At 61.5% G+C, this 22,862-nt stretch carries 19 protein-coding genes; 6 read left to right on the forward strand and 13 right to left on the reverse strand.

All coding sequences use genetic code 11. From position 1 onward, the window contains the following. Positions 1-49: 49 nt before the first annotated feature. From E5K02_RS04865 to E5K02_RS04885, 5 genes are all read right to left on the reverse strand, one after another. Positions 50-2,806 carry a sensor histidine kinase gene (locus E5K02_RS04865; RefSeq protein WP_135392612.1) on the reverse strand — a complete coding sequence of 919 codons (2,757 nt, stop codon included), beginning with the start codon at positions 2,804-2,806 and terminating at the stop codon, positions 50-52. Positions 2,807-2,912: 106 nt separating this feature from the next. Further along, entirely contained in the window at positions 2,913-3,128 is a 216-nt protein-coding gene (locus tag E5K02_RS04870; protein ID WP_167856284.1) for a hypothetical protein, read from the reverse strand. Between the two features lie 158 nt (positions 3,129-3,286). Then, on the reverse strand, positions 3,287-4,765 hold the full coding sequence (locus tag E5K02_RS04875) for an MFS transporter (protein WP_135392616.1): 1,479 nt from the start codon (positions 4,763-4,765) through the stop codon (positions 3,287-3,289). Between the two features lie 58 nt (positions 4,766-4,823). Beyond that, complete coding sequence (locus E5K02_RS04880) at positions 4,824-6,338, reverse strand: hypothetical protein (RefSeq protein WP_240737157.1); 1,515 nt, start codon at positions 6,336-6,338, stop codon at positions 4,824-4,826. A 137-nt stretch (positions 6,339-6,475) separates the two neighbouring features. Continuing rightward, positions 6,476-6,898 (reverse strand): IS1/IS1595 family N-terminal zinc-binding domain-containing protein, encoded by a 423-nt coding sequence (locus E5K02_RS04885; RefSeq protein WP_135392618.1) that lies wholly within the window; start codon positions 6,896-6,898, stop codon positions 6,476-6,478. A 67-nt stretch (positions 6,899-6,965) separates the two neighbouring features. Between E5K02_RS04885 and E5K02_RS04890 the strand changes: the two genes are divergently transcribed. Then, on the forward strand, positions 6,966-7,571 hold the full coding sequence (locus tag E5K02_RS04890; RefSeq protein ID WP_135392620.1) for a hypothetical protein: 606 nt from the start codon (positions 6,966-6,968) through the stop codon (positions 7,569-7,571). 3 nt (positions 7,572-7,574) lie between these two features. Here the strand turns inward: E5K02_RS04890 and E5K02_RS04895 are convergent, their stop codons facing one another. From E5K02_RS04895 to E5K02_RS04905, 3 genes are read right to left on the reverse strand one after another with little or no spacing between them, the layout of a single operon-like run. Next, positions 7,575-8,510, reverse strand: coding sequence for a M28 family peptidase (locus E5K02_RS04895; protein ID WP_135392622.1), 936 nt, complete (start codon positions 8,508-8,510; stop codon positions 7,575-7,577). Between the two features lie 41 nt (positions 8,511-8,551). After that, positions 8,552-9,481 carry an NAD(+)/NADH kinase gene (locus E5K02_RS04900; RefSeq protein WP_135392624.1) on the reverse strand — a complete coding sequence of 310 codons (930 nt, stop codon included), beginning with the start codon at positions 9,479-9,481 and terminating at the stop codon, positions 8,552-8,554. Beyond that, a complete protein-coding gene (locus tag E5K02_RS04905) occupies positions 9,478-10,530 on the reverse strand; it encodes an SPFH domain-containing protein (RefSeq protein ID WP_135392626.1) in 1,053 nt (350 codons plus the stop codon). The genes E5K02_RS04900 and E5K02_RS04905 overlap by 4 nt, the downstream gene beginning before the upstream one ends. A gap of 307 nt (positions 10,531-10,837) precedes the next feature. Between E5K02_RS04905 and E5K02_RS04910 the strand changes: the two genes are divergently transcribed. Beyond that, positions 10,838-11,764 (forward strand): flavin reductase family protein, encoded by a 927-nt coding sequence (locus tag E5K02_RS04910; RefSeq protein ID WP_135392628.1) that lies wholly within the window; start codon positions 10,838-10,840, stop codon positions 11,762-11,764. Positions 11,765-11,873: 109 nt separating this feature from the next. Here the strand turns inward: E5K02_RS04910 and E5K02_RS04915 are convergent, their stop codons facing one another. From E5K02_RS04915 to tsaE, 3 genes are all read right to left on the reverse strand, one after another. Then, the gene (locus E5K02_RS04915) at positions 11,874-12,719 is read right to left on the reverse strand and encodes a GNAT family N-acetyltransferase (protein ID WP_135392630.1); all 846 of its coding nucleotides are present in this window, start codon (positions 12,717-12,719) and stop codon (positions 11,874-11,876) included. 125 nt (positions 12,720-12,844) lie between these two features. Then, on the reverse strand, positions 12,845-14,071 hold the full coding sequence (locus E5K02_RS04920) for an alanine dehydrogenase (protein WP_135392632.1): 1,227 nt from the start codon (positions 14,069-14,071) through the stop codon (positions 12,845-12,847). A gap of 23 nt (positions 14,072-14,094) precedes the next feature. After that, positions 14,095-14,529: a tRNA (adenosine(37)-N6)-threonylcarbamoyltransferase complex ATPase subunit type 1 TsaE gene (gene tsaE / locus E5K02_RS04925; protein ID WP_167856285.1), complete on the reverse strand. Its 435-nt coding sequence runs from the start codon at positions 14,527-14,529 to the stop codon at positions 14,095-14,097. Positions 14,530-14,636: 107 nt separating this feature from the next. Here tsaE and E5K02_RS04930 point away from each other — a divergent pair, with 107 nt between their 5' ends. From E5K02_RS04930 to E5K02_RS04945, 4 genes are all read left to right on the forward strand, one after another. Beyond that, a complete protein-coding gene (locus E5K02_RS04930; RefSeq protein ID WP_135392634.1) occupies positions 14,637-15,809 on the forward strand; it encodes a serine hydrolase domain-containing protein in 1,173 nt (390 codons plus the stop codon). A gap of 123 nt (positions 15,810-15,932) precedes the next feature. Next, positions 15,933-16,364 (forward strand): MarR family winged helix-turn-helix transcriptional regulator, encoded by a 432-nt coding sequence (locus E5K02_RS04935; RefSeq protein ID WP_135392636.1) that lies wholly within the window; start codon positions 15,933-15,935, stop codon positions 16,362-16,364. Positions 16,365-16,610: 246 nt separating this feature from the next. Next, positions 16,611-19,130 carry a TonB-dependent receptor domain-containing protein gene (locus tag E5K02_RS04940; RefSeq protein ID WP_135392638.1) on the forward strand — a complete coding sequence of 840 codons (2,520 nt, stop codon included), beginning with the start codon at positions 16,611-16,613 and terminating at the stop codon, positions 19,128-19,130. Between the two features lie 321 nt (positions 19,131-19,451). Beyond that, positions 19,452-20,855, forward strand: coding sequence for a sigma 54-interacting transcriptional regulator (locus tag E5K02_RS04945; RefSeq protein ID WP_135392640.1), 1,404 nt, complete (start codon positions 19,452-19,454; stop codon positions 20,853-20,855). Positions 20,856-20,896: 41 nt separating this feature from the next. On the opposite strand, the gene E5K02_RS04950 is transcribed toward E5K02_RS04945, so the two are convergent. Together E5K02_RS04950 and E5K02_RS04955 are read right to left on the reverse strand one after the other, a co-directional pair. Beyond that, a complete protein-coding gene (locus E5K02_RS04950; RefSeq protein ID WP_135392642.1) occupies positions 20,897-21,598 on the reverse strand; it encodes a LytR/AlgR family response regulator transcription factor in 702 nt (233 codons plus the stop codon). A gap of 132 nt (positions 21,599-21,730) precedes the next feature. Further along, positions 21,731-22,861, reverse strand: a complete 1,131-nt coding sequence (locus E5K02_RS04955; RefSeq protein ID WP_135392644.1) for a sensor histidine kinase — start codon at positions 22,859-22,861, stop codon at positions 21,731-21,733. Between the last annotated feature and the right edge of the window lies 1 nt (position 22,862).

Here is a 22,862-nt window from a genome sequence, read left to right on the forward strand (position 1 = left end):
GCGTTGGGAAAGGCGTGGGAAAACGGGGCGGAAACAAGGGAAAACAACCTCAGATGGGGGCCGAAGTAATGGGCAGCTCCAGCGAAAAGCAGGCCCCCTGTTCCGGCTGGCTTTCCACCCAGATGCGGCCGGCGTGCAGTTCCACAATCTTTTTAGTGATGGCCAGGCCCAGGCCCGAGCCCTCCGGCTTGCGGGTCGTCTGGTTTTTGGCCTGGAAGAACTTGTCGAAAATCAGGGTGTGATACGCCGGGTCGATGCCCTTGCCGTTGTCGCGCACGCTCAGGCGCAGCACGCCCGCCCGGCTCGCCTCGGCTACCACCGCAATACGCCCGAGCCCATCGGCCCGGCACGACTTGACGGCGTTGGACAACAGGTTGACCAGTACCTGCATCAGCCGGTCCCGGTCGCCGGGCAGGCGGGGCAGGCCAGGCGGCACCACCACGTCGAGTTGAATGCTCTTGGCCCGCACGAGCTGACCAACGGCGTCCGTGGCGTCGTTGACGACCTCGGCCACGTCGAGCGGGGCGCACTCCAGCGTGGCCTGCCCCGATTCATACTTTTCCAGGTCGAGCACCAGCGTAATCAGGCGGCTCAGGCGTTCGGCTTCCTTGGTAATGGTTTGCAGAAAATGATTCCGTTCGGCTTCCGCAATGTCGGGGTTATCGGTCAGAATTTCGGACAGGGCCCGGATGCTGGTCAGGGGCGTGCGCAGCTCGTGGGTCACGGTGTAGAGAAACTCGTCTTTCTGGTGGTCAAGGGCCTGGAGCTGGTCGTAGGCCACTTGCAGCTGGTCGGTGAGGCGCTGAAGCTGGCGCGACTGTTTCTGGAGCTGGCGGTTGGCCTCGAGCAGCTGCTGCGACTCGCGCAGAATGCCCACCACGTTGTCGAAGCTGATGTCCTCCACGCCCACCGACGAGGCCATGAGCAGGCGGGCCGAAGCGGGCCCGATAGAACCGGCCAGCAGCTTTTCGGCGTAGGCCAGCAGGCGCGGGTCGGCCTCCGTGGCCGTGGTTTCGGAAGGATGGGCGTCGGGAAACCGGTCGGAGAAGGCGTGCAGGGCCTGGGCCGTGCGCTTCTTTCCCAGAAAGCCGGTGAGCAGGGCCCGCACGTCGGGCAGGGCCGCCCCGCCCTGCCAGCCGGCCGGACCCTCAAACACGTTGCGGTAGCGAAATACATCGACAAACACGTCGGCCTGGCGCTGCTCCAGCGGCGTGGGCTCACTCAGCAACGAGAAGCCCACGTAGCAGCCGATATTGAAAAACCAGCTCCAAAACAGCCCGTGCGAGAGATAATCCAGGCCCTCTAGTCCAAACAGGGCAAAAGGCCGCAGGCCGCTCCAGCCAAAGGCGCCTTCCTCGAGCAGGCCGGTGGGCAACAGGCCCGGGCCGACCATGGTGGGCAGTACCAGCGTGAAGAACCACACCAGAAAGCCCGCCAGAATGCCGGCCGTGGCTCCGCGGTAGGTGCCGCCCTTCCAGTACAGGCTGCCTAGCACTACCGGCACAAACTGCGCCACGGCGGCAAACGACACCAGCCCGATATTGACCAGCGACAGGGTATGACCAATGAATTTGTAGTAGCCATAGGCGAGCAGCAGCACCAGCACCACGGCCAGGCGGCGGCTTTGCAGGGCGGCCTGGCCCAGGTAGGCAAACCACCGCGCCCCATCCCCGGCGCGGGCCGCGGGCATGCGCACCAGCAGGGGCATGAGCAGGCTGTTGCTCATCATCACGCTCAGGGCAATGGTTTCGACGACAATCATGCTACTGGCTGCCGACAAGCCGCCCAGGTAGGTGAACAAGGCCAGCCACTGCTGGCCCGCGTCCAGGGGCAGAGCCAGCACGAAGGTGTCGGCATCGAAGCTGCGGCCGGCGTAGAGCAAAGCGCCCCCGAAGGCAATGGGCAGCACAAACAGGTTGATAATAATCAGGTAGAGCGGAAACAGCCACATGGCCTTGCGCAAGTGGTCTTCATTCACGTTTTCGACCACTGCCACCTGAAACTGCCGGGGCAGCAGCACAATGGCGGCCACGCTGAGCACGAGCAGGGTAAACCACTGCGGGCTGCTCGTACCGGCGCCGTGCAGGGTAAACAAGCGGCTGAGGGCCGGCACGGCGGCGGCCTTTTCGAATACGTCGCCGAAGCCGTCGTAGAGCCCGTACGTCACGAACACGCCCACGGCCAGAAAGGCTACCAGCTTCACTAAGGACTCCAGGGCCACGGCCAGTACCATACCTTCGTGGCGCTCGGTGGCTTCCACGCTGCGCACCCCGAAAATAATGGTAAAAAAGGCCAGAGCCGCCGTGGTATACAGCGCCGAGCCGGCCGCGCTACCCGACTGCCGGGCAAAGCCGCTGCCCCCTCCCCCGGTTATAATATCGAACGAAGAGGCTATGGCTTTGATCTGCAGGGAAATGTAGGGCACAATACCCAGCACGCTGACGACCGTAACCAAGGCGCCCAAGGAGGCACTTTTCCCGTAGCGGGCCGAAATAAAGTCGGCAATGGAGGTGAGGCGCTGCAGGCGGCAGATGCGGATAATCTTGCGCAGCACCAGCCACCAGGCCGGGGCCAGCAGCGTGGGGCCCAGGTAGATACCCACAAACTCCAGCCCAAAGTGCGCGGCCCGTCCCACGCTGCCGTAGTAAGTCCAGGCGGTGCAGTACACGGCCATGCTCAGGGCGTACACGTAGGGGTTGCTGACCAAGCTGCGGCGCTCAGCCGAGCGCCGTTCGGCGGCGTAGGCCACCCCAAACAGCAAGGCCAGGTAGCCCACCGAAAAGCCGATAACCAGCAGCTTGTTCAAAGACGAAGTTGTGAGGAAGGAAGAAAGCAGAATCTAAACAACGGCCAGCCGGAGCGGCGGCATAAGACTAACTGACAGCGGCGCTACTGCCGACGCGGCCAGCCGGTTATTTCACCTTTACCAGCCGCCAGGTCAGCAGCACGAGCAGGCACCAGGTCAGCAACACGTAGAGGTAAAGCACCGGAATGCTGCCCACCCGCCCGCCCTGGTCGAATACGGCCAACAGCGGAAAATTGAGCAGGACCCCAAATAGCAGGCTTACAAACAGCAGGCGCTGCCCGCGGCGCTGCTCGGCTTGTTCCTGGGGCGACATGGCAGCCATCGGCTAGACAAAAGGTGGAGAGTGGGAAAGTGGAGAAGTCGGAAAATAAGCGAAATCCGGCTGTTTTGCACGTCAAAGGCCTGGGGTCAGACGTTGGAAAGTCCGCCGAACCAGGGGCGCAGCGGACTTTTTCACCAAATCAACTCTTTGCAAAGTTCCTACTGCTCGTCCATGAGCTTCACGTTGCGCACGTCCTTCATCAGAGCCTGCCCGATAATCCAGCAGATCAGGGCAATGCCCACTGGGTACACCAGGCCAGCCAACGTGCTGTGCTCCTTGATAAAGGGCGTGTCGGAGGCGGCGGCGCGCAGCGTCAGGGCGGTGGCAATCAGGGGCACAAAGCCGCCGAAGACGCCATTGCCGATGTGGTAGGGCAACGACAGCGACGTGTAGCGCACCTTGGTCGGGAACAGTTCCACGAGGTAGGCCGCAATAGGCCCGTAGGCCATCGTCACGAACAAGACCAGGCAGAAGACCAGGGCCGTCATGGCCAGCAGGTTGGGCTGCAGGGCCTTCATCACGGCCGGCACGGCCTTGCCCGTAGCATCCACAGTTGCGGCCGTCACCTCCGTAATAGGGCCCGCAAACTGCTTGAGGCCGTAGAAAATCGGGAAGCTGAACAGCGCCCCGCAGAGCAGGCCCATCATGATGATTTTCTTGCGCCCGATGCGGTCCGACAACGAGCCGAAGTACACGAAGAAGGGCGTGGCCAGAATCAGGGCGCTGCACAGCACCAGGCTGGCGTCAACCAAGTCCAGCTTCAGCGTGTTCTGCATAAAGGAGTAGGCGTAGAACTGGCCCGTGTACCACACCACGCCCTGGCCCATGGTGGCGCCAAACAGGGAAATGAGCACCAGGCGGCGGTTTACGGGGTTCACGAAGGATTCGCGCAGCGGGTTGGTGCTAGTCTTGCCCTCCGATTTGGCCTTGGCAAACAAGGGCGACTCGTGCAGCTTGCGGCGGATGTAGTAGGAGGCAATAACGAGCAGGCCCGAGAGCAGGAAGGGAATACGCCAGCCCCACTCCTTAAAGGCCGCTTCGCCCATGGTTTTGCGGGTGGCAATAATGACGAGCACGCTCAGCAGCAGACCGGCCGTGGCCGTAATCTGAATAAAGCTGGTGTAGTAGCCCCGTTTATGGTCGGGCGAGTGCTCGGCCACATAGGTGGTGGCCCCGCCGTATTCGCCCCCCAACGCCAGGCCCTGCAGCAGGCGCAGAATGGTCACGATGATGGGCGCGGCCAGCCCGATTTTGTCGTAGCTCGGAATCAGGCCCGTGACGAAGGTAGCCCCACCCATAATGAGCAGCGTGAGCAGGAAGGTGTACTTGCGCCCGATCATGTCGCCGATGCGGCCGAAGAACAGGGCCCCGAAGGGCCGCACCACGAAGCCGGCCCCAAATACGGCCAGCGTCCCCAGAATGGTATCTTCGATCTTGCCCGTGGAGCCAAACAGCACCGGCCCGATAATGGCGGCCAGGGAGCCGAAGATGTAGAAGTCGTACCACTCGATGACGGTACCGACCGAAGAAGCCGTAATGACTTGCCAGATCTTGCTGGTCGACACGGCATTGTTATCGTGCGCTACCGGCGCGTCGGCCGCCGCTCCGATGCCGGGAGTGTTCAGGCTGTGTTCCATAATGAAGGAAAACGGGTGAGAAGGTGAGGAATGTAGACCAGACAGCGCCCTTCAGGGCTTAGAGGAACACCTGGGTTTGCAGGGTTATTTCGGGGCGGTACCGGATGCTGTTCACGTCGGTGAAGTCGGGTCGGGCGCGGTAGTTGAGCGTCACCTTGGCGTTGTGCCCGTCAATCAGCACGTTCACCCCGGCGTCGTACATATTCATGCCTTTGCGTTCCCCGTCCCGGTCGCGCAGCCCTTCGTAGCTGCTGTGCAGGTAGGCTACGTAAGGCTGCAGGCGCACCTTGGGGCCCAGGGTATTTTTAGGCAGCAGAAAGCCCGCGTTCAGGTACTGGGAAGAGCCCGTGCCCGACTGTGGGTAGGCGTTGCCGCGCACGGCCGCGTTGCCCGCTACCACCCCGTAGCCCGGGTTTTCGGGCCCTACAAAGCGCACGTAGTTAGGCCCCAGGTCGTAGTTGTAGTACACCCCGTACAGGGTAATGGCCGTGCGGGCCGCCGTGTCCAGGGGCACGTCGTAGAAAGCATCCACGCCAAAAAGCTTCATGTCGTGCTTGGTCGTGGGCACAGTGCCAAAGGGGTCGGCCGTCACGGCAGCCGTGACGGGCACCACGCTGGAGGTCGGGCGCGAGTACATGGCGTCCTTGTTGTAAAGGAAGCCCGCCCCGATGCTGAATACCCGCTTGGTCCCCAGGTAGGTACCCGTCATATAGGGCAGCAGGTTGGCTTCGGGCTCCAGAAAGTTGTAGCTGAAGTAGCCCTGGTACACGTGGCCGGTGTTCTGCGGATTGTAGGTGGCCACCCCGGTACCGGTACTGACCCCGGCCGTTGTTACGCCCAGGCTCAGGGGGGTGCTGGCCAGGTTGGTCAGAAAGGCGTCACTCATGCTCACCCGGTAGTCAAACTTACCCACCCGCCCCTTGGCGTAGATGCCCAGCCAGCGGGCAAACTGGTCGGTTAGCTCGATGGTAGGGAAGTTGGTCAGCGGGAAGTCCATGGCCAGCATGCTGGTGGTGCTGGCATTGGTCAGGCGGGAAATACCGTTGAAGTAGTGCAGGCCCGCGCCCAGGCTCAGGTACTTGTTGACCTTATACTCCGTCACGGCCTCGTGAATAAAGAACTGGGGCTTTTTACCGGGCTCATTGGGCTGCCCCGGGGCTCCCCCACTCACTACGTTCTGGTTGTTGATACCCAGGTGAGTATAAATCAGAAAGCGAGGATTAAGCTGGGCCAGAATGAGCAGGCGGGAACGACGGATGCCAAAATCAAGCTGGCTGTCCTTGGCTTGGCCCGGGGCCCGCGTCGTGCCCGTATTATTTTCATTGTAGCGCACATACACCTGGTGCCAGGTCATGAAGCGCAGGTACTTGGAGCCGTCGGGGGAGATATTCACTTTCATGCCCGGTCCGTAGGGAGCCGACACGGCCGGCGCCGGCGTGGCGGGTGGTGGGGCTGGGGTAGCCGGCGGCGGGGCCGGCGTAGAGGTGGCGGGCGGTGGTTGTACCTGGGCGGTGGCGCTACTGGCAGCTGCCAACAGCATGCTAATACCCAGCGCGTAAGAAATAGTCCTCATCAGATTGGCGGGTTGTGAGTAAGAGAAGGTCGGCCGCCGCGGCACAGCTGCTCATCCTCTGCGCTGCGGCCCGACCAAATAGCAAAACCAGCCGCCGGAAGTCATATACTTGCTATATTTCCGCTAAATACTATAGCTCAACCTCCTTTAAAACGCTCCCACCGAATCATCATGTACTTGTCTCCGAGTTCGGTCACCATCAGCCCGGCTCCTTTCACATTCTGCGGATTCTGAAAGAACTCCGCTAATTCCTTTTGATTCAGAATTTTATACGTCGGATGGTAATCCGTTTGCCGGGGAGCCTTCATGCCATACTTCTTCACCCAGTTCATCACGCTCACGTGGCTGACGCCCAGCAGCCGTTCAATTTCCCGGTAGCTCACGCCTTCCACGTACAGCTGCAACGCCTTGATAACGTAATAGGTATCGACCTCCCGCCCGACTTTGGCTACGGAGAAGTGGTAGCCGCACTTTTTACATTTAAACCGCTGACGGCCGCCAACAATACCGCTTTTGGTGGCTTCCGTTGATTCGCATTTGGGGCAGGCGGGCTTGGTCATAGCTGGGTGAGTGAATACTTACGTACAGACTATACGTAATTAGTAAATATATAGTAATTTAGCAACTATGATTTCCTACCGCACGGCCAGCAGCCCGTCTCGAAAAAAAGCCCGCGGCGGCAAGCGGCATCTACGACGGCTGCAGCGAGCGAGCAGTGTACCGGGCGAGTTACAACTTGCTACCCTGCGGAGGCAGCATTACTTTTATCAGAAACTGGGGCTGGGGCACTGGCATCATCGGCAGCCGCCCTGCCCGATTCGTCAATGGGCCGTTCGGCACCTACTTACCACCTTTTTTGCCTGGCAGCGGCAACTGGCCGCCTTGGCCGAACCTGCCTATTGCGCCGACTGGCTTGTCGGTCCCGAGTTTGCCCACAGTTCTCAGGTTGTGGTCGGCATCCAGGAGCGTATAGCGGCCTACCAGAACTGGGGGCCCTCATCTGACTCAGACGCCCCCGCCCTCCCGCCGGCGTATTACCGCCTGCCCGGTGCCGACCGGCTTGCCTGGGAAGCGCATCCCTGGGAGGTGATGTACGAAGCGGATGAGTACTCCGAGGGCTGGCCGCAAACCCTGCTGCGCCTTCCTCACCGCGAATACCAGTTGCCGAACCGCACATTTTTAGCCGTACAAACCGGCTGGGTATGGGTGGGGCAGTTACCCGCTACGGCCTAACGGCTAGAGCGCCAACACAACGGCCAACAGCGCTTCCACGCTCAGGCCCAGGCGGTGCATATCCAGGCGGCCGACGGTGTCGGTGGGCTCGTGGTAGTGCTTGTTGCGGTAAAAGGCCGTGTCGGTAAGCAGGACCGCCGAGTAGTCGAACTGCCAGTAGTTGAGGTGGTCGGAGAAGTCGATGCCGGGCAGCCAGGCCGGCGCCTTAAAACGCTTCACGGGCAGCGTAGCCACGCGTTTGTAATGCCGGGCAAACTGCCGGCCGAAGCGGCCGTTGCCGAATTTCTGAGCCACCGTGACGTAGTTGCCCCGGCTGCCGTACACCAGTCTCAGGGGGCCGAAGGGATAATCCTGAGTCTTTTTCCGGTCGTCGTAGTAGCCCAGCATTTCCAGGGCCACCATGCCTTTCACGTCTACCCCGGCCTCGTGCAAGGCCTTGGCGTGCACGTAGCTACCCATGTTCTTGGTGCGGAAAAACGGTGGCTCTTCCAGCGTGTAGGCTACCAGGTCGATGCGGTAGGACAGGCTGGGCTGCTGGCCCAGCAGGCGGGCCAACTCGAGCAGGGCGGCTACGCCGGTGCCGTTGTCGTCGGCCCCGGGCTGCTCGCCACACACGTCGTAGTGGGCTCCAATAATCAGGCGAGGGCCGTTTTCGGGCCCGAAAGAGCCAATGAGGTTGCGGTACGTGTTGCCCTGCACTTGGTAGGGCTGCTCGGCGAAACGAGCCCCGGCACTGAGCAGGTGCTGCTGAATGTAGCTGGCGGCCTGGTTAAGACTAGCTAGGTGCTGATAGTTGCGGGGCTGGGGCGTGGCCGTAAGGGCCAGCAGGTGCCGGCGCAGGCGCAGGGTATCGGCAGCGGGAGCCGCGCCGTGGGCCCTGAGCCCGATTAAAGTGAGCAGGGCCAACAGCACCCGGACGAAGTACGACTTTGCAGACATCAGCAGCAGATTGAATATACCTCAATAAAGCCAGGCCGGCCCTACCCTTTTACTACCAGCCGGGCCTTCTCCGGGGCTACGCCGATGGTGGCAATGGCGCCGGCGTTGAACTGCAGAAAATCGGTTTCCACGCCGTCGGAAAAGATTACCCCGTTGCTGGGCATAAACGACTCGATGAGCAGTGGCTCGTATTCGCCCAGAATGCCGGCGGTGAGGCTGGCCTGGGTGCGCTTGCTGCGAAAGGCTTCGCGCACCACAAACATTAGCTCGTTCTCCGCTAACGAGGGCTGCGGCGCCGGTATTTCATCCCCGTCCAGAAACCGGGCCATGCCGGCCGTCATGTTGAAAATAGAACTGAGCCAGCCCGTCGAACCCGACTTGGTCGACACGATAACCCCCGACGACGAGTGGTTTTCCGCCTCTTCGCCGAACCCAATCCGGTAGCGGGCCGAGACGTGGGAAGCGGCCCCGATAAAGAGGTCGTTGAAAGCCAGCAGGCGCTGCCCGTCGTTGAGGCGGGCCTCGGCCAGGGCCGCTTCCCGCACGCTATACCGGTCGGCCAGCACCCGCTCCACGGCCCGCAGAAAGTCCTGGGGCGTGAAGGGCAGCAGCACCCCGTCGTAGCGCTCCTGGTCGGGGTTGACGGCAATAATCGGGATGCCGCCGACGTACTTGGCCGTGTTGGCCACCAACCCATCCTGGCCCACTACCACCACCAATTGCTTGGGATTGAAGAGGAAGGAGGGCAGGTAGGCCCGCTCCACCACCTTGTTTTTGATAACCGACGAAAGACGGCGCTGCACCAGGGAAAACGACTCCTGGAAGCGGGCGTTTTCCTGCTCGTATTCGGCAAACTCCCCGCCCATACTCTCGATGTAGAACCGGGCCTGGGCGGGGGTATTAAACCGCTCGATGAGCTGCTCGAGCCGGGTTTTGTTGCGCACCAGAATGGCGTAGTCGATGCCGCTCATCGCCGGGGCTGCGGGTTTTGCGAACTAGGGTGGGACTTGTCGGCCGGGTCGCTGACCAGGGAGTCGAGCAGGTCGGGCGAGATATTGAGGGTACCGATTTTGGCGGCATTTTCGGCCAGCTCGCGGAAGGCCAGAGCAATGTTGAACTTGGGGTCGGGGTTGTTGCTCAGGGCCACCAGCAGCTTCCAGTCCATGTCTTTGTAGGGCCGCAGGGTGGTTTCGAGCACGTAGCCGCGGGTTTCGGCTTCGCGGCGCTGGTTTTCGGCGTTCTGCTCGATGAGCAATTTGCGCTGCTCTTCCACGGCAATGTCGGCCTGCACCTTCATTTCGCGCAGCTTGCGGGTGCTGTTGGCCTTCTGCATCTCGCCCTCGATTTTCTTCTCGGCAATCTGCTTGTTCTTTTCCTCCACCGCAATTTCGGTGTTCAGCTCACTTTCCCGGATTTTGCGCTCCTGCTCCACGGCGAAGTTGCGGCGCTCAAACACGGCCTGGTCGGCTTCCTGCTGCAGCTTTTCCCGGGTCTCGGTTTCCAGGGCCCGGCCCATTTCCGGGGTGGCTTTCACGGCCAGAATATTCACGCCCAGCACCTCGATGCCCAGCAGCCCCACGGCCTTGGAGGCGGCCAAGCCCTCCACGATATGGACCTCAATGGCCTTGGCTGCCCGCATGGCGTCCTTCAGCCCCAGGCTCTGCACGAAGGTGGCCGTGGCGGTCTGGGCCTCGTTGATGATGCGCTGGTGGAGCTTTTCCAGGTCGTTTTTCTTGTACACGCCCCGGCTGTCGACGGTGAAATCGAGCACCTCGGCCAGCTGCTTGGGGTTGCCGGCCTTATAGGTTATCTGCCCCTGAATCGAGACGGTCTGGTAGTCGTGAGTGGTTTCGTTGAAGATAAAAGGCAGGTCGTTGCTGCCCATCGGAATAGCGACAATGGAGCTGTTGGGCGAGAAATAATAGAACGACAACCCCCGCCCCTCTTTGGCAATGCGGCCATTCTTGTAGTGAATGGCGTAGGTCATCGAATCGAACTTGATATGGTTTATTCCGAACATAACAGGCGTGGTGAAGAGGGTGGCGCGCGGGTAAAAGTATCTATAGTTCGGAATATTATGGGGTGTTTGCATTAATCGGCTGTCATCCTGAACGCAGTGCAGGACCTTAGCCAGCGGGCACTGGTCGCCGTTACGCCGGTCGTTTCTCTCTTATAAAGCCCTTTGCAGGCCCAGGATGACAGACGGGAAACCCCAGTTAGCTTGGCAACGAAGCACGCGAAATGTCTCGCAGGGCTCGATAGGACGTTCAAACGACAACTATTTGCCCATAAACCCTGAACTTCGCCCGCCCAACGTCTCCCCTGCCATGCCCACTGCTCTCCCCACCCCGTTCCGCACCATCGACCCCGCCCTGATTAAGCCCAGTGAGCTGCACCCGTTTCTGGTGGGCGCCGTGGCCCCGCGGCCGGTGGCTTTTGCCAGCACCATTGCCGCCGACGGCAGCGTGAACCTGAGTCCCTACAGCTTCTTCAACTGCTTCGGCTCCAACCCGCCGATTCTGGTGTTTTCGCCCGCCAATCGGGTGCGCGATAACTCGCAGAAGCACACCCTGCAAAACGTGCGCGAGGTGCCCGAAGTCGTCATCCACATCTGCGACTACGCCATGGTCGAGCAGATGTCCTTGGCCAGCACCGAGTATGCAAAGGGCGTCAATGAGTTCGTCAAAGCCGGCTTTACCGAGGTACCCAGCCAAAAAGTTAAGCCCCCGCGCGTGGCCGAAGCCCCGGCCGCCTTCGAGTGCGTGGTCGAGCAGATCATTGAGCTGGGCCAGAACAACGGGGCCGGCAACCTGATCATCTGCCGGGTGGTGCTGGCCCACTTCCGCGAAGACATTGTGCTGCCCTCGGGCCTGGGCATCGACCCCTTCAAGCTCGACGCCATTGCCCGCCTCGGCGGCGACTGGTACTGCCGGGCGGCGGGCAGCAGCCTGTTTGAAGTACCCAAGCCCAACCGCAACATGGGCATCGGCTACGACCAGCTCCCCGAGCACCTGCGCACCTCCGACCTGCTCACGGGCAACAATCTGGGCCGCCTGGGAAATATCGAGCGTGAAGCCCTGCCCACGCCCGAGCAGGTAGCGGCGTTCCGACAAGAGCCCCTGGTAGCTTACACGCTCAACAAGCACCGCGACGAACCTCTGGAGCTAAAAAAGCAGCTAACGCTGCTGGGCAAGCAGTACCTGGAAGAAGGCCAGCTCCTGGCAGCCTGGAAAGTACTGCTGCTGGCCGAGTAAGCAGTAGCGTGATGTAGAGACGCATATTTATTTGCGTCTCAATCGTTGCAGACGTTGCTTGTCGCCACGATTATTGTGTATCGTAGAGACGCAAGTATGCGTCTCTACATCACAACGGGCACTCCATTTCATACAACGACAACTCCAGCGGCTCCCACCCGGCCGCCCGTAGAAAGTCGTAGCCCGGCCCCTGCGTTACCATGGGCATCATCAGCGGCTGCTCTGGGAAGGCCACCTCCACGGCTTGCAGGAGCCGCTGTCCCCAGCCCTGCCGCCGGAATTCCCGGCGCACAATAATGGACTGCACCAAGGTCCGCTCGGCCTCGGGGCGCAGCACGATAAAGGCTTTCTCCTCCAAGCCAAAAGCCCGCGAAGGTGCGGCGGCCGCCATCAGCGACTCGGCCGTAATCATCCAAGGCAGGTTCTGCTCCCCTTCGCGGGCTACCAAGTAAGCTACTGCCAGCTGGTCGATTTCGGTGAGCTGGGCGGCAGCTTTCACCGGCTGCGGCACGCGGCGGAAGGTAAACAGCTCCCGGGTGTTGCGGAAGCCCAGCCGCTCGTAGAGGCGGCGGGCCCGCTCGTTGGGCACGAATACTTCCAGCAGCACGCTTCGGTCGCCGCGGGCGTGGGCTTCGTCGAGGGCCGTTTGCAGCATCTGCCGGCCGTAGCGCCGGCCCCGGGCTTCAATGACCAGCCCCATAGCCGCCACCCGGCTCGTATAGCCCCGCCGGGCAATGAGCACCAGTCCCACCAGCTCTTCCCCCTGAAACCAGAGCTTGCTGGCTTGGGCATCGAGGTGTTCCGAGCGAAAGCGCCGCTCGAAGGTTTCGGGTGTGAAGACCAGGGGCACGAAGTACTCCTCGAAGGAGCGGTTCATGGCCTCGGTGACCTGGGCGGAGGGAAAGTCGAGAACGGGGCGGGCCGTAATGAGGGCGGAGTTGGGAGCAGAATCCATAGAAGAGACGTTGAAGCCGCTAAAAAAGTAAAAAGCCCGCACCGGAATGCTGGCTTTTACTTATTGGGGTTCAATTACCAGATCCAATGGCTCTGTAAACTTCGTCGAATCCGTAATAACAGCCTCTAATTTCGCACGGCTATCATCAGGCCCAGTTCCTTGTAGCGCATGTTGAACTTCTTGGCAATAGAGGCATTGGTCAACGAGCCTTTGTAGACGTAGACGCCCGAACGGAAATGCTCGTTGGTAAACAGCACCTCGTTGATGCCCCCGTGCTGGCTGATTTCCTGCAGAATGGGCGTAAAGATGTTGCTCAGGGCGTTGGTAGCGGTGCGGGGTACGCGGGAAGCAATATTGGGCACGCAGTAGTGCACCACGTCATACTTGCGGTACACGGGCTTGCTGTGGCTGGTCATTTCCGAGGTTTCGAAGCAGCCACCCTGGTCGATGCTCACGTCGATAATCACCGAGCCGGGCGCCATGCTGGCCACCACGCTTTCGGGCACCATAAACGGAATCCGGCCTTCCTCAGCATTCAGGGCCCCAATTACGACGTCGGCCCGGCGGATCTGCTGGTTGAGCACGAACGTATCCAGGGTGCTGGTGTAGAGCATGGTGCCCAGGTTCTCCTTCAGGCGGCGCAGCTTGTAGAGGTGGTTGTCGAACACCTTCACCTCGGCGCCCAGCCCCGTGGCCGCCCGGGCGGCATACTCGGCCACGGTGCCGGCCCCCAGAATCACGACCTGGGACGGGGGCACGCCGGTAATGCCACCCAGAATAACGCCCTTGCCCTCATTGGAGCGGGCCAGGTACTCGGCGGCCACCAGCATAACGGTGGAGCCGGCAATTTCGCTCATGGCCCGCACCACCGGCCGGGCCCCCGAGGGGTCCTTGATCAGCTCGAAGCTGATGGCATTCACCTTCTTGCGCAGGATGGCCGTGATGTAGTCGGCCGTGAGGGAGCCGAATTGCAAAGCCGAAATCAGGGTCTGGTTGGACTTTAGAAACTCGATTTCCTCCTGCGTGGGCGGGGCCACTTTCAGAATCAGGTCGGCTTCGTAGACTTCCTTCTGGGAGTAGGCAATGGTAGCACCCGCCTCGGAGTAGTCGTGGTCGGAGTATTTGCTGGGCTCCCCGGCCCCACTTTCCATCACCACCTCGTGGCCCTCGTTGACGAGGTGCTTCACGGCTTCGGGGGTCAGGCAGATGCGGTTTTCCTGCAACGAGGTTTCCCGGGGCAAGCCGATAAACAGCTTACGCTTACGCGTTTCCACGGCCAGCATGGATTCCTGCGTGTAGAAGGCGCGGCTCGTGGCCAGCGACTCAAATCCGGGGGGTATTGCTTCGGGCATTGGGCGGATAGTAGTTCAGCGGCTCAGTCGGCCAGCGGCTCGAGTTGCAACAGGCGCGACTCGGGACCGGTGACCGTGAGCGTGACGAGTAGCCTCTTCGGGGGCAAAAGCGCCTCCACGCGGCTTGGCCACTCTATCAGGCAAAGATAGCCAGAATCAAAGTACTCTAGCGCGCCAATGTTCAGGGCCTCGCTGGGGTCCTCAATCCGGTAGAAATCGAAATGATAAATCGGCTGGTCGCGGCCGTCGCGGTATTCATTGACCAAGGCAAAGGTCGGGCTGCTTACGTCGTCGGCCACGCCCAGCGCCTGGCCCAGCGCCTTGATAAAAGTGGTTTTGCCGGCCCCCATCTCCCCTTCAAACACCACGATGGAGTGGTCGGCGAGCAGGGCGGCCACCTGGGCAGCGGCCTGGGGCAGGTGGCCCAGGGTCGGGATGGTAATTTCAGTCACGGGCATAAGAACAAGGTTTGCCGGCGCAAGTTTAGCATTCTGTTGCATCTGCCCCAGCAGTAGGAGTTGTAGCTTTACCAATCGGTCACCGGTAGCCGGCTTATTTCTCCTGTATGCTCCTGCGTCGTTCTTGGTTTCTGTTGCTGCTGTTGCCAGCCATAGCCTGCTCCCGCCTGGCCCAGCCCCCGGCGGCCACTACCGCCGCCCCATCTGCGGCGTATTTTCCGGGGCCGGGCGCCAACTGGCAGCACCGGGAGCCCGAGCAGGCCGGCTTCGAGCCGGCCCGCCTGCGGGAAGCCGTAGCCTGGGCCCGGCAGCAAGAAACGACTCAGATGACGCCCAACTTTTCTACCCAGGAAGAAATTTTCGGCAACCCCCTGGGCCCCTTGCCCGCCAGCCGGGCCGCCACCAACGGCCTGATCCTGCGCCATGGCTACATCGTGGCCGAGTGGGGCGAAACCGAGCGGGCCGACCCGACCTACAGCGTGGCCAAAAGCGTGCTGTCGACCTTACTGGGCCTCACGCTGGAGAAAGGCCTGATTAAAGATATTCACGACCCGGTGGTAGAGTACATCCACGACGGAGGCTACGACTCGCCCCAGAACCGGAAAATAACCTGGGAGCACCACGCCCGCCAGACCAGCGAGTGGGAAGGCGAGCTGTGGGGCAAAAACGCCGATTTCGTGGGCCACGAAGCCTTCGGTAAGGGCGAGCGGAAACCCCGGCCCCTGCAGGAGCCCGGCTCCTATTATGAATACAACGACGTGCGCATCAACCGCTTCGCCCTCTCGCTGCTGCAGCTTTGGCGCAAGCCGCTGCCGGAGGTGTTCCGCACCGAAATCATGAACCCGATTGGGGCCTCCGATTCCTGGCAGTGGGTGCCCTACGCCAATTCCACGGTGCCAATTGAGGGCAAGCCTCTGGCTTCGGTAAGCGGGGGCACGCGCTGGGGCGGCGGCCTATGGATCAGTGCCCGCGACGAGGCCCGCTTCGGCTACTTGTTTTTGCGCCAGGGGCGCTGGAAAAACCGCCAGCTCGTGCCCAGCGCCTGGGTGCAGCAGGCCACCGCGCCCGGTCCCGTAGGCCCCGACTACGGCTACCTCTGGTGGCTCAACACCCAGCGCAAGGCCTGGCCCGATGCCCCGGCCAGTAGCTACGCCGCCCTGGGCGCGGGCTCCAACACCATCTGGATTGACCCCGAGCACGACCTCGTCATTGTGTGGCGCTGGCACAACGGCAGCCCCAATGAACTCATCAAGCGGGTGCTGGGGGCCCTGAAAAGCTAGTGCCCTCAGCCCCAATTTTGTTTACGGCCGCCCCTTTTGCGGGCTTGCCCGAAAAATCTTTTCGTCATGAGGCAACCTTCATGATATATCATACATCTATTTTGTATCGCTGGATATCTTCCCATGCTTTCTAATGTACTCTTCTACTCGCTCGACAAGGCCATCAAGCAATACCGGCGCTTTGCCCAAGCCAACATCGACCGAGCCGGCATCGCTATTACCATCGACCAGTGGCTGGTGCTGCGCGTGATTCTGGAAAATGACGACCTGACCCAAACCGAAATCGGCGACCGGGTCTTTAAGGACCAGGCGTCGGTGGCCCGCATCATTCGCCTGCTCCTGGAGCGGGGAATGCTGGTGGCCGAGGCCCTCCCCCACGACGGGCGCCGCACCCAGCTGCGCGTGAGCGAGGAAGGGCAGCGCATTCTGGATGCGGTACACCCCATTGTGCTCAACAACCGCCGCATTGCCCTACAGGGACTTTCTCAGGAGGATAATGCCCTGCTCCACCAATTACTGGAGCGTATTTACCTGAACTGCACCCCGGCCTCCTAAGGCACTAGCTGCAGGAAGCTGAGCGGGTAAAACAAAAAATATTCATCGGACAGTTTGAATATACGAAATCATTCGTATGTTTACTACGAAATAATTCGTACCTCGTCCTCCCGGGTTCCTCGGCCGTGGACCGGGCAGGAGCCGCCCCGGTGGTGGGGCGTAACCGGTATTTTTTTCTGCTTTCTGCCGGCGCCGGCGCATCCCCTGACTGCCGCGCCGGCGCCTTCGTCTCAACGTCCTCTTCTTATGAAAACACCCCTACCCGGGCGGCGGCTACGCCGGCCCTCCTGGCTGTGCCTGCTCGTGAGCGTGTTACTGGTTACCCCGGCGCTGGCCCAAACCCGCACGACGGTAACCGGGCAGCTCACGGCCGCCAGCGGGGCGCCCATCGATTTTGCCACCGTCACGCTGCACCGCGCGACCGACTCGACGGTGGTAAAATCGGAGTTCAGCGACGAGAAAGGCACCTACCGCTTCGAGCAGACGCCGGCGGGCACCTACCTGGTGTCGGCTTCGCAGGTGGGTTTTGTGCGCACCTGGAGCAAGGCTTTCACCACGGGGGCCGAAACGGTGGCCCTGCCCGTCCTGACCTTGGCCGCCAGCGGGGCTACGACCCTGAAGGAAGTAACCGTGGTGGGGCAGAAACCCTTGTTTGAGCGGGAAGCCGACCGCACCATCGTGAATGTGGAAGGCTCGACCCTGGCCGCGGGCAATACCAGCCTGGACGTGCTCAGCCGCTCGCCCGGCGTAACCGTGGACGGCAACGACAACATCGGGCTGCGGGGCCGCCAAGGGGTGCTGGTGCTCATCGACGGCAAGCGCCAGCCCATGACGGGCGCCGAGCTGGCCGACTACCTGCGGGCTTTGCCGGCCGAGCAGCTCAAGAGCATTGAGCTCATTACCAACCCGCCCGCCAAGTATGAAGCCCAGGGCAGCGCCGGCATCATTGCCATCAACCTGAAGAAGGACCAGCGCGTGGGCACCAACGGCAGCGTGAGCAGCAGCTACGGGCGCGGGCGCTTCGGTAAGTTTACCTCGGGCCTGACGCTGAACCACCGCACCAAGAAAACCAACACCTTCGGCTCGTACACCTACGCCAACCGCCGCAACTTCGGGGCCCTGACCATCCACCGCGACTTTTACCTGCCCACCGACCTGAGCAAAACCTACACCGGCAGTACCGACCAGGACAACTACAGCGTGGGCCACAACCAGTCGCACAGCTGGAAGGCCGGGCTGGACTACACGCTTTCGGAAAACACGGTACTAGGCTTTACCGTGAATGGCCTGCAAACCCGCAGCGTGCAGGAAGGCACCAACCTGACAACGCTGACCGACGCCGGCGGCAACCCGCTGCGGGGCTACAACTCGACCAACGACCGGGACGCGGCGTTTCCCAACGTGGCCGGCAACGTGAACTTTAAGCACACCTTCCAGGACTCGGTCGGCAACCGGGAGCTGACGGCCGACGCCGACTACGCCCGCTACCGCACCAGCCGCCTGCAATTCCTGAACACGTACTACGACTGGCAGCCGATGCAGCTCTTCGACCGGCTCAACGGCGACCAGGAAGGCCGGCTCACCATTCAGTCGGTGAAGACGGACTACGTGCATCCGCTCAGCAAGCAAACCCGCCTGGATATGGGCGCCAAGCTCAGCTGGGTGCACTCCGACAACGACGTGGAGTTCAAGACGCCTTTCCGGGACCCGTCGACCAATGCCCCCGACCTGCTGAATCTGGTGCGGGACCAGAACCGCTCGAACCGGTTCCGCTACGACGAAAACATCAGCGCGGCCTACATCAACGTTAACCATACCCTGCCCAAGTGGACCTTGCAAGCGGGCCTGCGCGGGGAACAAACCAAGGCCACGGGCAAGCAGGACGTGCTACAGGAGGGCGTGGAGCCGGGCTTTAGCCGCAACTACTTCCAGCTCTTTCCCAGCGCGGCCCTGAAGCACACCTTCACCGACAAGCACGAAACGGCCGTGTCGCTGAGCCGGCGCATCGACCGGCCTTCGTACGGGCAGCTCAACCCGTTCCGCTCCTACATTGATGCCACTACTTACGGGGCGGGCAACCCCAACCTGCGGCCCCAAACCAGCTACAACGTGGAGCTGACCCATACCTACCGCCAGAAGTACAGCATCGGGGTAAGCTACAGCCGCACCTCCGACCCCATCATCGGGACGGTGCAGCCCGAAAACGCCAACAGCCGCACGGTGGTATCGACAAGCCAGAACCTGGGCTCCCAGCACTACTACGCCCTCACGCTGACGGCCCCGGTGGAGCTGGCCAAGTGGTGGAACGTGTACAACAACGGGGTGCTCTACTACAGCCGCTTCGTGGGCAGCATTGCCGGCACTACCCTGGGCGCCAACAACGCCCGCCCGGCCTTCACGCTCAGCAGCAACAGCACCTTCACCTTCGGCAAAGGCTGGAGCGCCGACCTGAATGCCAACTACCAGTCGCGGGAACTCTACACCTTCTTCGACACCCGCCCGCTGGGCCAAGTGGCCTTCGGGGTGCAGAAAAGCCTGTGGGAACGGAAAGGCAACCTCAAGCTCAACGTCACCGACGCCTTCTACACCGGCGCCATCCGGGCCACCTCCACCTACGACAACTACGTGGAGCGCTTCTACCAGCGCGGCGACTTCCGGGTGGCTACGCTTTCTTTCACTTACCGCTTCGGCAACGATAAGCTGGCTCCCTCCCGCCGCCGCAGCGGCGGGGCCGAAGACGAGAAGCGCCGGGCCGGGGGCTCGTAGACTACCCCGCGTCTGCGACCCGGTAGCCGGCCGCGTATTCCCAGCGAATACGCGGCCGTAAGTTTATACCTTGTCTGAGGGCGCAGCCGGGCATATTGGGCTCATATCACATATATATGTTATTCTATATCAACGCCGTATTGCGTATCTTCATTCCCTTGCTTCGCTGCCCCTGCCCTACCGGGCAATGAGTTGACTTGCCGCCCCGGCAATGTAATCCGCTCTGCCCGACCTCAACTCCGCCTTATTGCAAAGAACGTTGGCGGCAATGTCTGCCTGTGCTGGCCCGGGACTCGGCTGTCCTGCTACCCCTTCTTTGCCATGGCTGAATTCACCGTATGGTTTAAGCCGTTTACCGCGCAGAACGAACGGCTGCTGCGGGTCCTCGACGCGCTGGAGCAGGCCGGGGTAGAGCTGCAGGCCGTGCACCTGGGCGACACGCCCCAGGGCGCGGGCATCATCTTTCTGGACCATCAGGCGCCCTTGGAAGACATTCAGGAAACGCTGGAGGCCTACACGCTCTACGCCGACACCAAAATCATTGCCGTAGCCGTGAGCCTGCTGCCTACTTCCAGCACCTGGGCCCTGCTGCGCAGCGGCGTGGTGGAAGTTTTTTCGTGGTTTGAAGTCGAGAAGCCCGTGCAGATTATTCTCTCCCGCCTGCGCTACTGGCACACGCTGGAGGAAAAGGTGGCCTACCTGCAGCAGCGCATGGTGGGCAGCAGCCGCTGCTGGCTTAACACGCTGCGCCAGGTGGTGGACATGGCCCTTTCCAACTGCCAGGTGCTGATTATGGGGGAAAGCGGGACCGGGAAGGAGCTGGTAGCCCAGGAGATTCACCAGCTCGACACCCGCCCCGACAAGCGCGACTGTGTGGTGGTGGACTGTACCAACCTGATTCCGGGTCTGTCGGGCTCCGAGCTGTTTGGCCACGAGAAAGGCGCGTTTACCAACGCCATCAGCACCCGCGACGGGGCGCTGGCCCTGGCCCACGAGGGCACGCTGTTTCTGGACGAGCTGGGCGAGCTGCCCCTGCCCCTGCAAGCCGAGCTGCTGCGGGCCCTGCAGGAAGGCACCTACAAGCGCGTGGGCAGCAATACCTGGCGCAAAGCCAGCTTCCGGCTGGTAAGCGCCACCAACCGCGACCTGCTGGCCGAAGTGCACAAGGGCACCTTCCGGCAGGATTTGTATTACCGCGTGTCGGGCTGGACGTGCCAGCTACCACCCCTGCGCGAGCGAAAAGAGGATATCGTGGTGCTGGCCGAGCACTTTTTCCGCCAGCAGCACCACATTCACCAGCCCGTAGACCGGCAAGTGTACGACTTTCTGCTGCTGCGCGACTACCCCGGCAACGTGCGCGAGTTGCAGCAGCTCATCAACCGCATTGCCAACAAGCACCTGGGCGAAGGCCCCATTACCATCGGCGACATTCCGCGCTCCGACTGGCCCGACTTTGCCCGCCTGGGTCCTACCCTGCAGGGCAGCGACCTGGAAGCCGGCGTAAAGGGCCTTTTGTACCAGGGCCTGGGCCTCAAGGAAATCAAGGACCAGGTGACCGAAATAGCCAAGAAAGTGGCCATTACCCACGAAAACGGCAACCTGAAGCTGGCCGCGCATCGGCTGGGCTGCAGCGAGAGAATCCTGCAGATGCACCGGCGCGGCGAACCGGAAGCGGCGGGGGCCGCAGGAGTAGAAATCCCACGCCAAAGCCTGTTTAATGCCTGATTTCACCTAGTATAGGAAGCTCGGTATACCAATGCCCCCTCCTAACTCAACCCAAACCGCGCCAGCAGCGCCTCCTTGTGCTGCTTGCCGATGGGCAGCTTTTCGGGCAAGTCATACAGCTCGGCTTCGTTGCCGCTGATGGCTTTGATGGCGTCCATGCGCACGATGTAAGACTTCTGAATGCGGGTGAAACGCTCGGCCGGCAACTGGTCTTCCACCCGGCTCATGCGCAGATAGGTGATGATGACGCGGTTTTTGAGAATGATTTTGATGTAGTCCCTCATGCCCTCGATGTAGTAGATTTCGTCGAATAGCACCCGCTGCAGGCTGTGGCCTTCCTTGACGAACAGAAACTGCGGAGCGGCCGGCACCGGGGTGGCCGGGCGGCTGTTAATGATCTGCTGGGCCTTGTTGACGGCCTTGAGAAAGCGCGGAAACGAGACGGGCTTCACAATGTAGTCTAGCGCGTCGAGCTCGAAGCCGTCGAGGGCAAAGTTGGGGTAGGCCGTGACGAACACCACGTAGGGCGGGTTGTGCAAGGACTGGATAAACTCGATGCCGTTGACTTGGGGCATGTTGATGTCGGAGAAAATCAGGTCGATTTTCTGTTGCTGCAGCACTTCCAGAGCATCGAAAACATGCTCGCAGCTGGCCAGCAGGGTGAGCGAGGGAATCTGACGGATATAGCCTTCGAGCAACTCGCGGGCGAAGGGCTCATCGTCGATAATGAGGCAGTTAATCATGCCGGGTGTGGGTATCTGGGGTGTTTAAACGGTTATCCTGGGCTTGCAAAGGATCATAGACGGGCGCGGCAGCGGGGGCACCACTTATTTCAGGAGCACTCCGGCCCCACTTCGTTCGAGCTGTCGTTTAGGTTAGCTTCCACTGGTGGCCGGGTGCAGGCGCAGCGTCAGGGCCACGCGGTAGGTTTGCCCGTCGGGAGCGGGGCCGATACTGAGCTGGTAGTCATCAGGCGGGTAGTGCAGGGCCAGGCGCTGTTGCACGTTGGCCACGCCCACCCCGCCAAAGTCGCGGGGGCCTGCGGTGGGCGGCAGGCTGTTGCGGACTGCGAAGTGCAGCTGCCCGTCTGTTGCTTCCAGCGTAATATCCACCCAGGAGGCATCCAGGCTGCTGTCGACACCGTGCTTGAAGGCATTTTCCACGAAGGGAAAGAAGAGCAGTGGCGTGATGCGAAACTGCGCCAGCGGCCCGGCCTTGCGGTAGCGAATGCTGACTTTCTGGCCGTAGCGCAGGCGTTCCAGCTCCAGGTAGTCTTCCAGAAAACCGACTTCGCGGCGCAGCGGCACCAGCGCCGCATCCGACTCGTACACCGTGTAGTGCATCAGGCCGGTGAGGTGCTGCACCATGGCGGGGGCCCGCTCGTCCTGCTTCACGACCATGGTGTAGATGTTGTTCAGGGTGTTGAACAGAAAGTGCGGGTTCACCTGGGCCTTGAGGAAGCTTACTTCCAGGTTCAGGTTTTCGCGCTGCAGGCGCAGGCTTTGGTTGCTGGCCGTGAGCAAAAACACGATACAGCGCAGCAAAATGGGTTGCATGGGAATAATGAAGAAGTCGCTCAGCCCCATGCTGACCCCGTACCACGAAAACACGCCCACCCACAGGCCCCGGTCGAGGGTGCGGTGCATGTAGTCGGCCCACTCGCCCATGGGCACGCGGTAGTAGTCGAGCAGAGAGTAGCTTAGGTGTGAGAGCAGGGCCCAGAGGTAGTAAATAGCCAACAGCCCCAGGGCACTCAGCAGCCAGCGGCGGCGCACAATAAAACGCGGCAGCACGACGTAGGAGAAAAAGTAAAAGCTGATAACGCTGGCCACCAGATCCTTGATGATGAAGGCCAGCCGGATGGCCGGCAGCGTGGGCTGGAGCTGGTAGATCAGGCACTGGAAGACCACAAACGCGGCCCACAGCAGCAGGTGCAGCGCCACCCGCCCGCGCCCCGGGCGCAGCGGAAACCAGGCGTGCCGGGCCGATGCAGCAGAAACCGTCATG

Origin of the sequence: Hymenobacter metallicola, from assembly GCF_004745645.1 — a bacterium.
Taxonomy (GTDB): domain Bacteria; phylum Bacteroidota; class Bacteroidia; order Cytophagales; family Hymenobacteraceae; genus Hymenobacter; species Hymenobacter metallicola.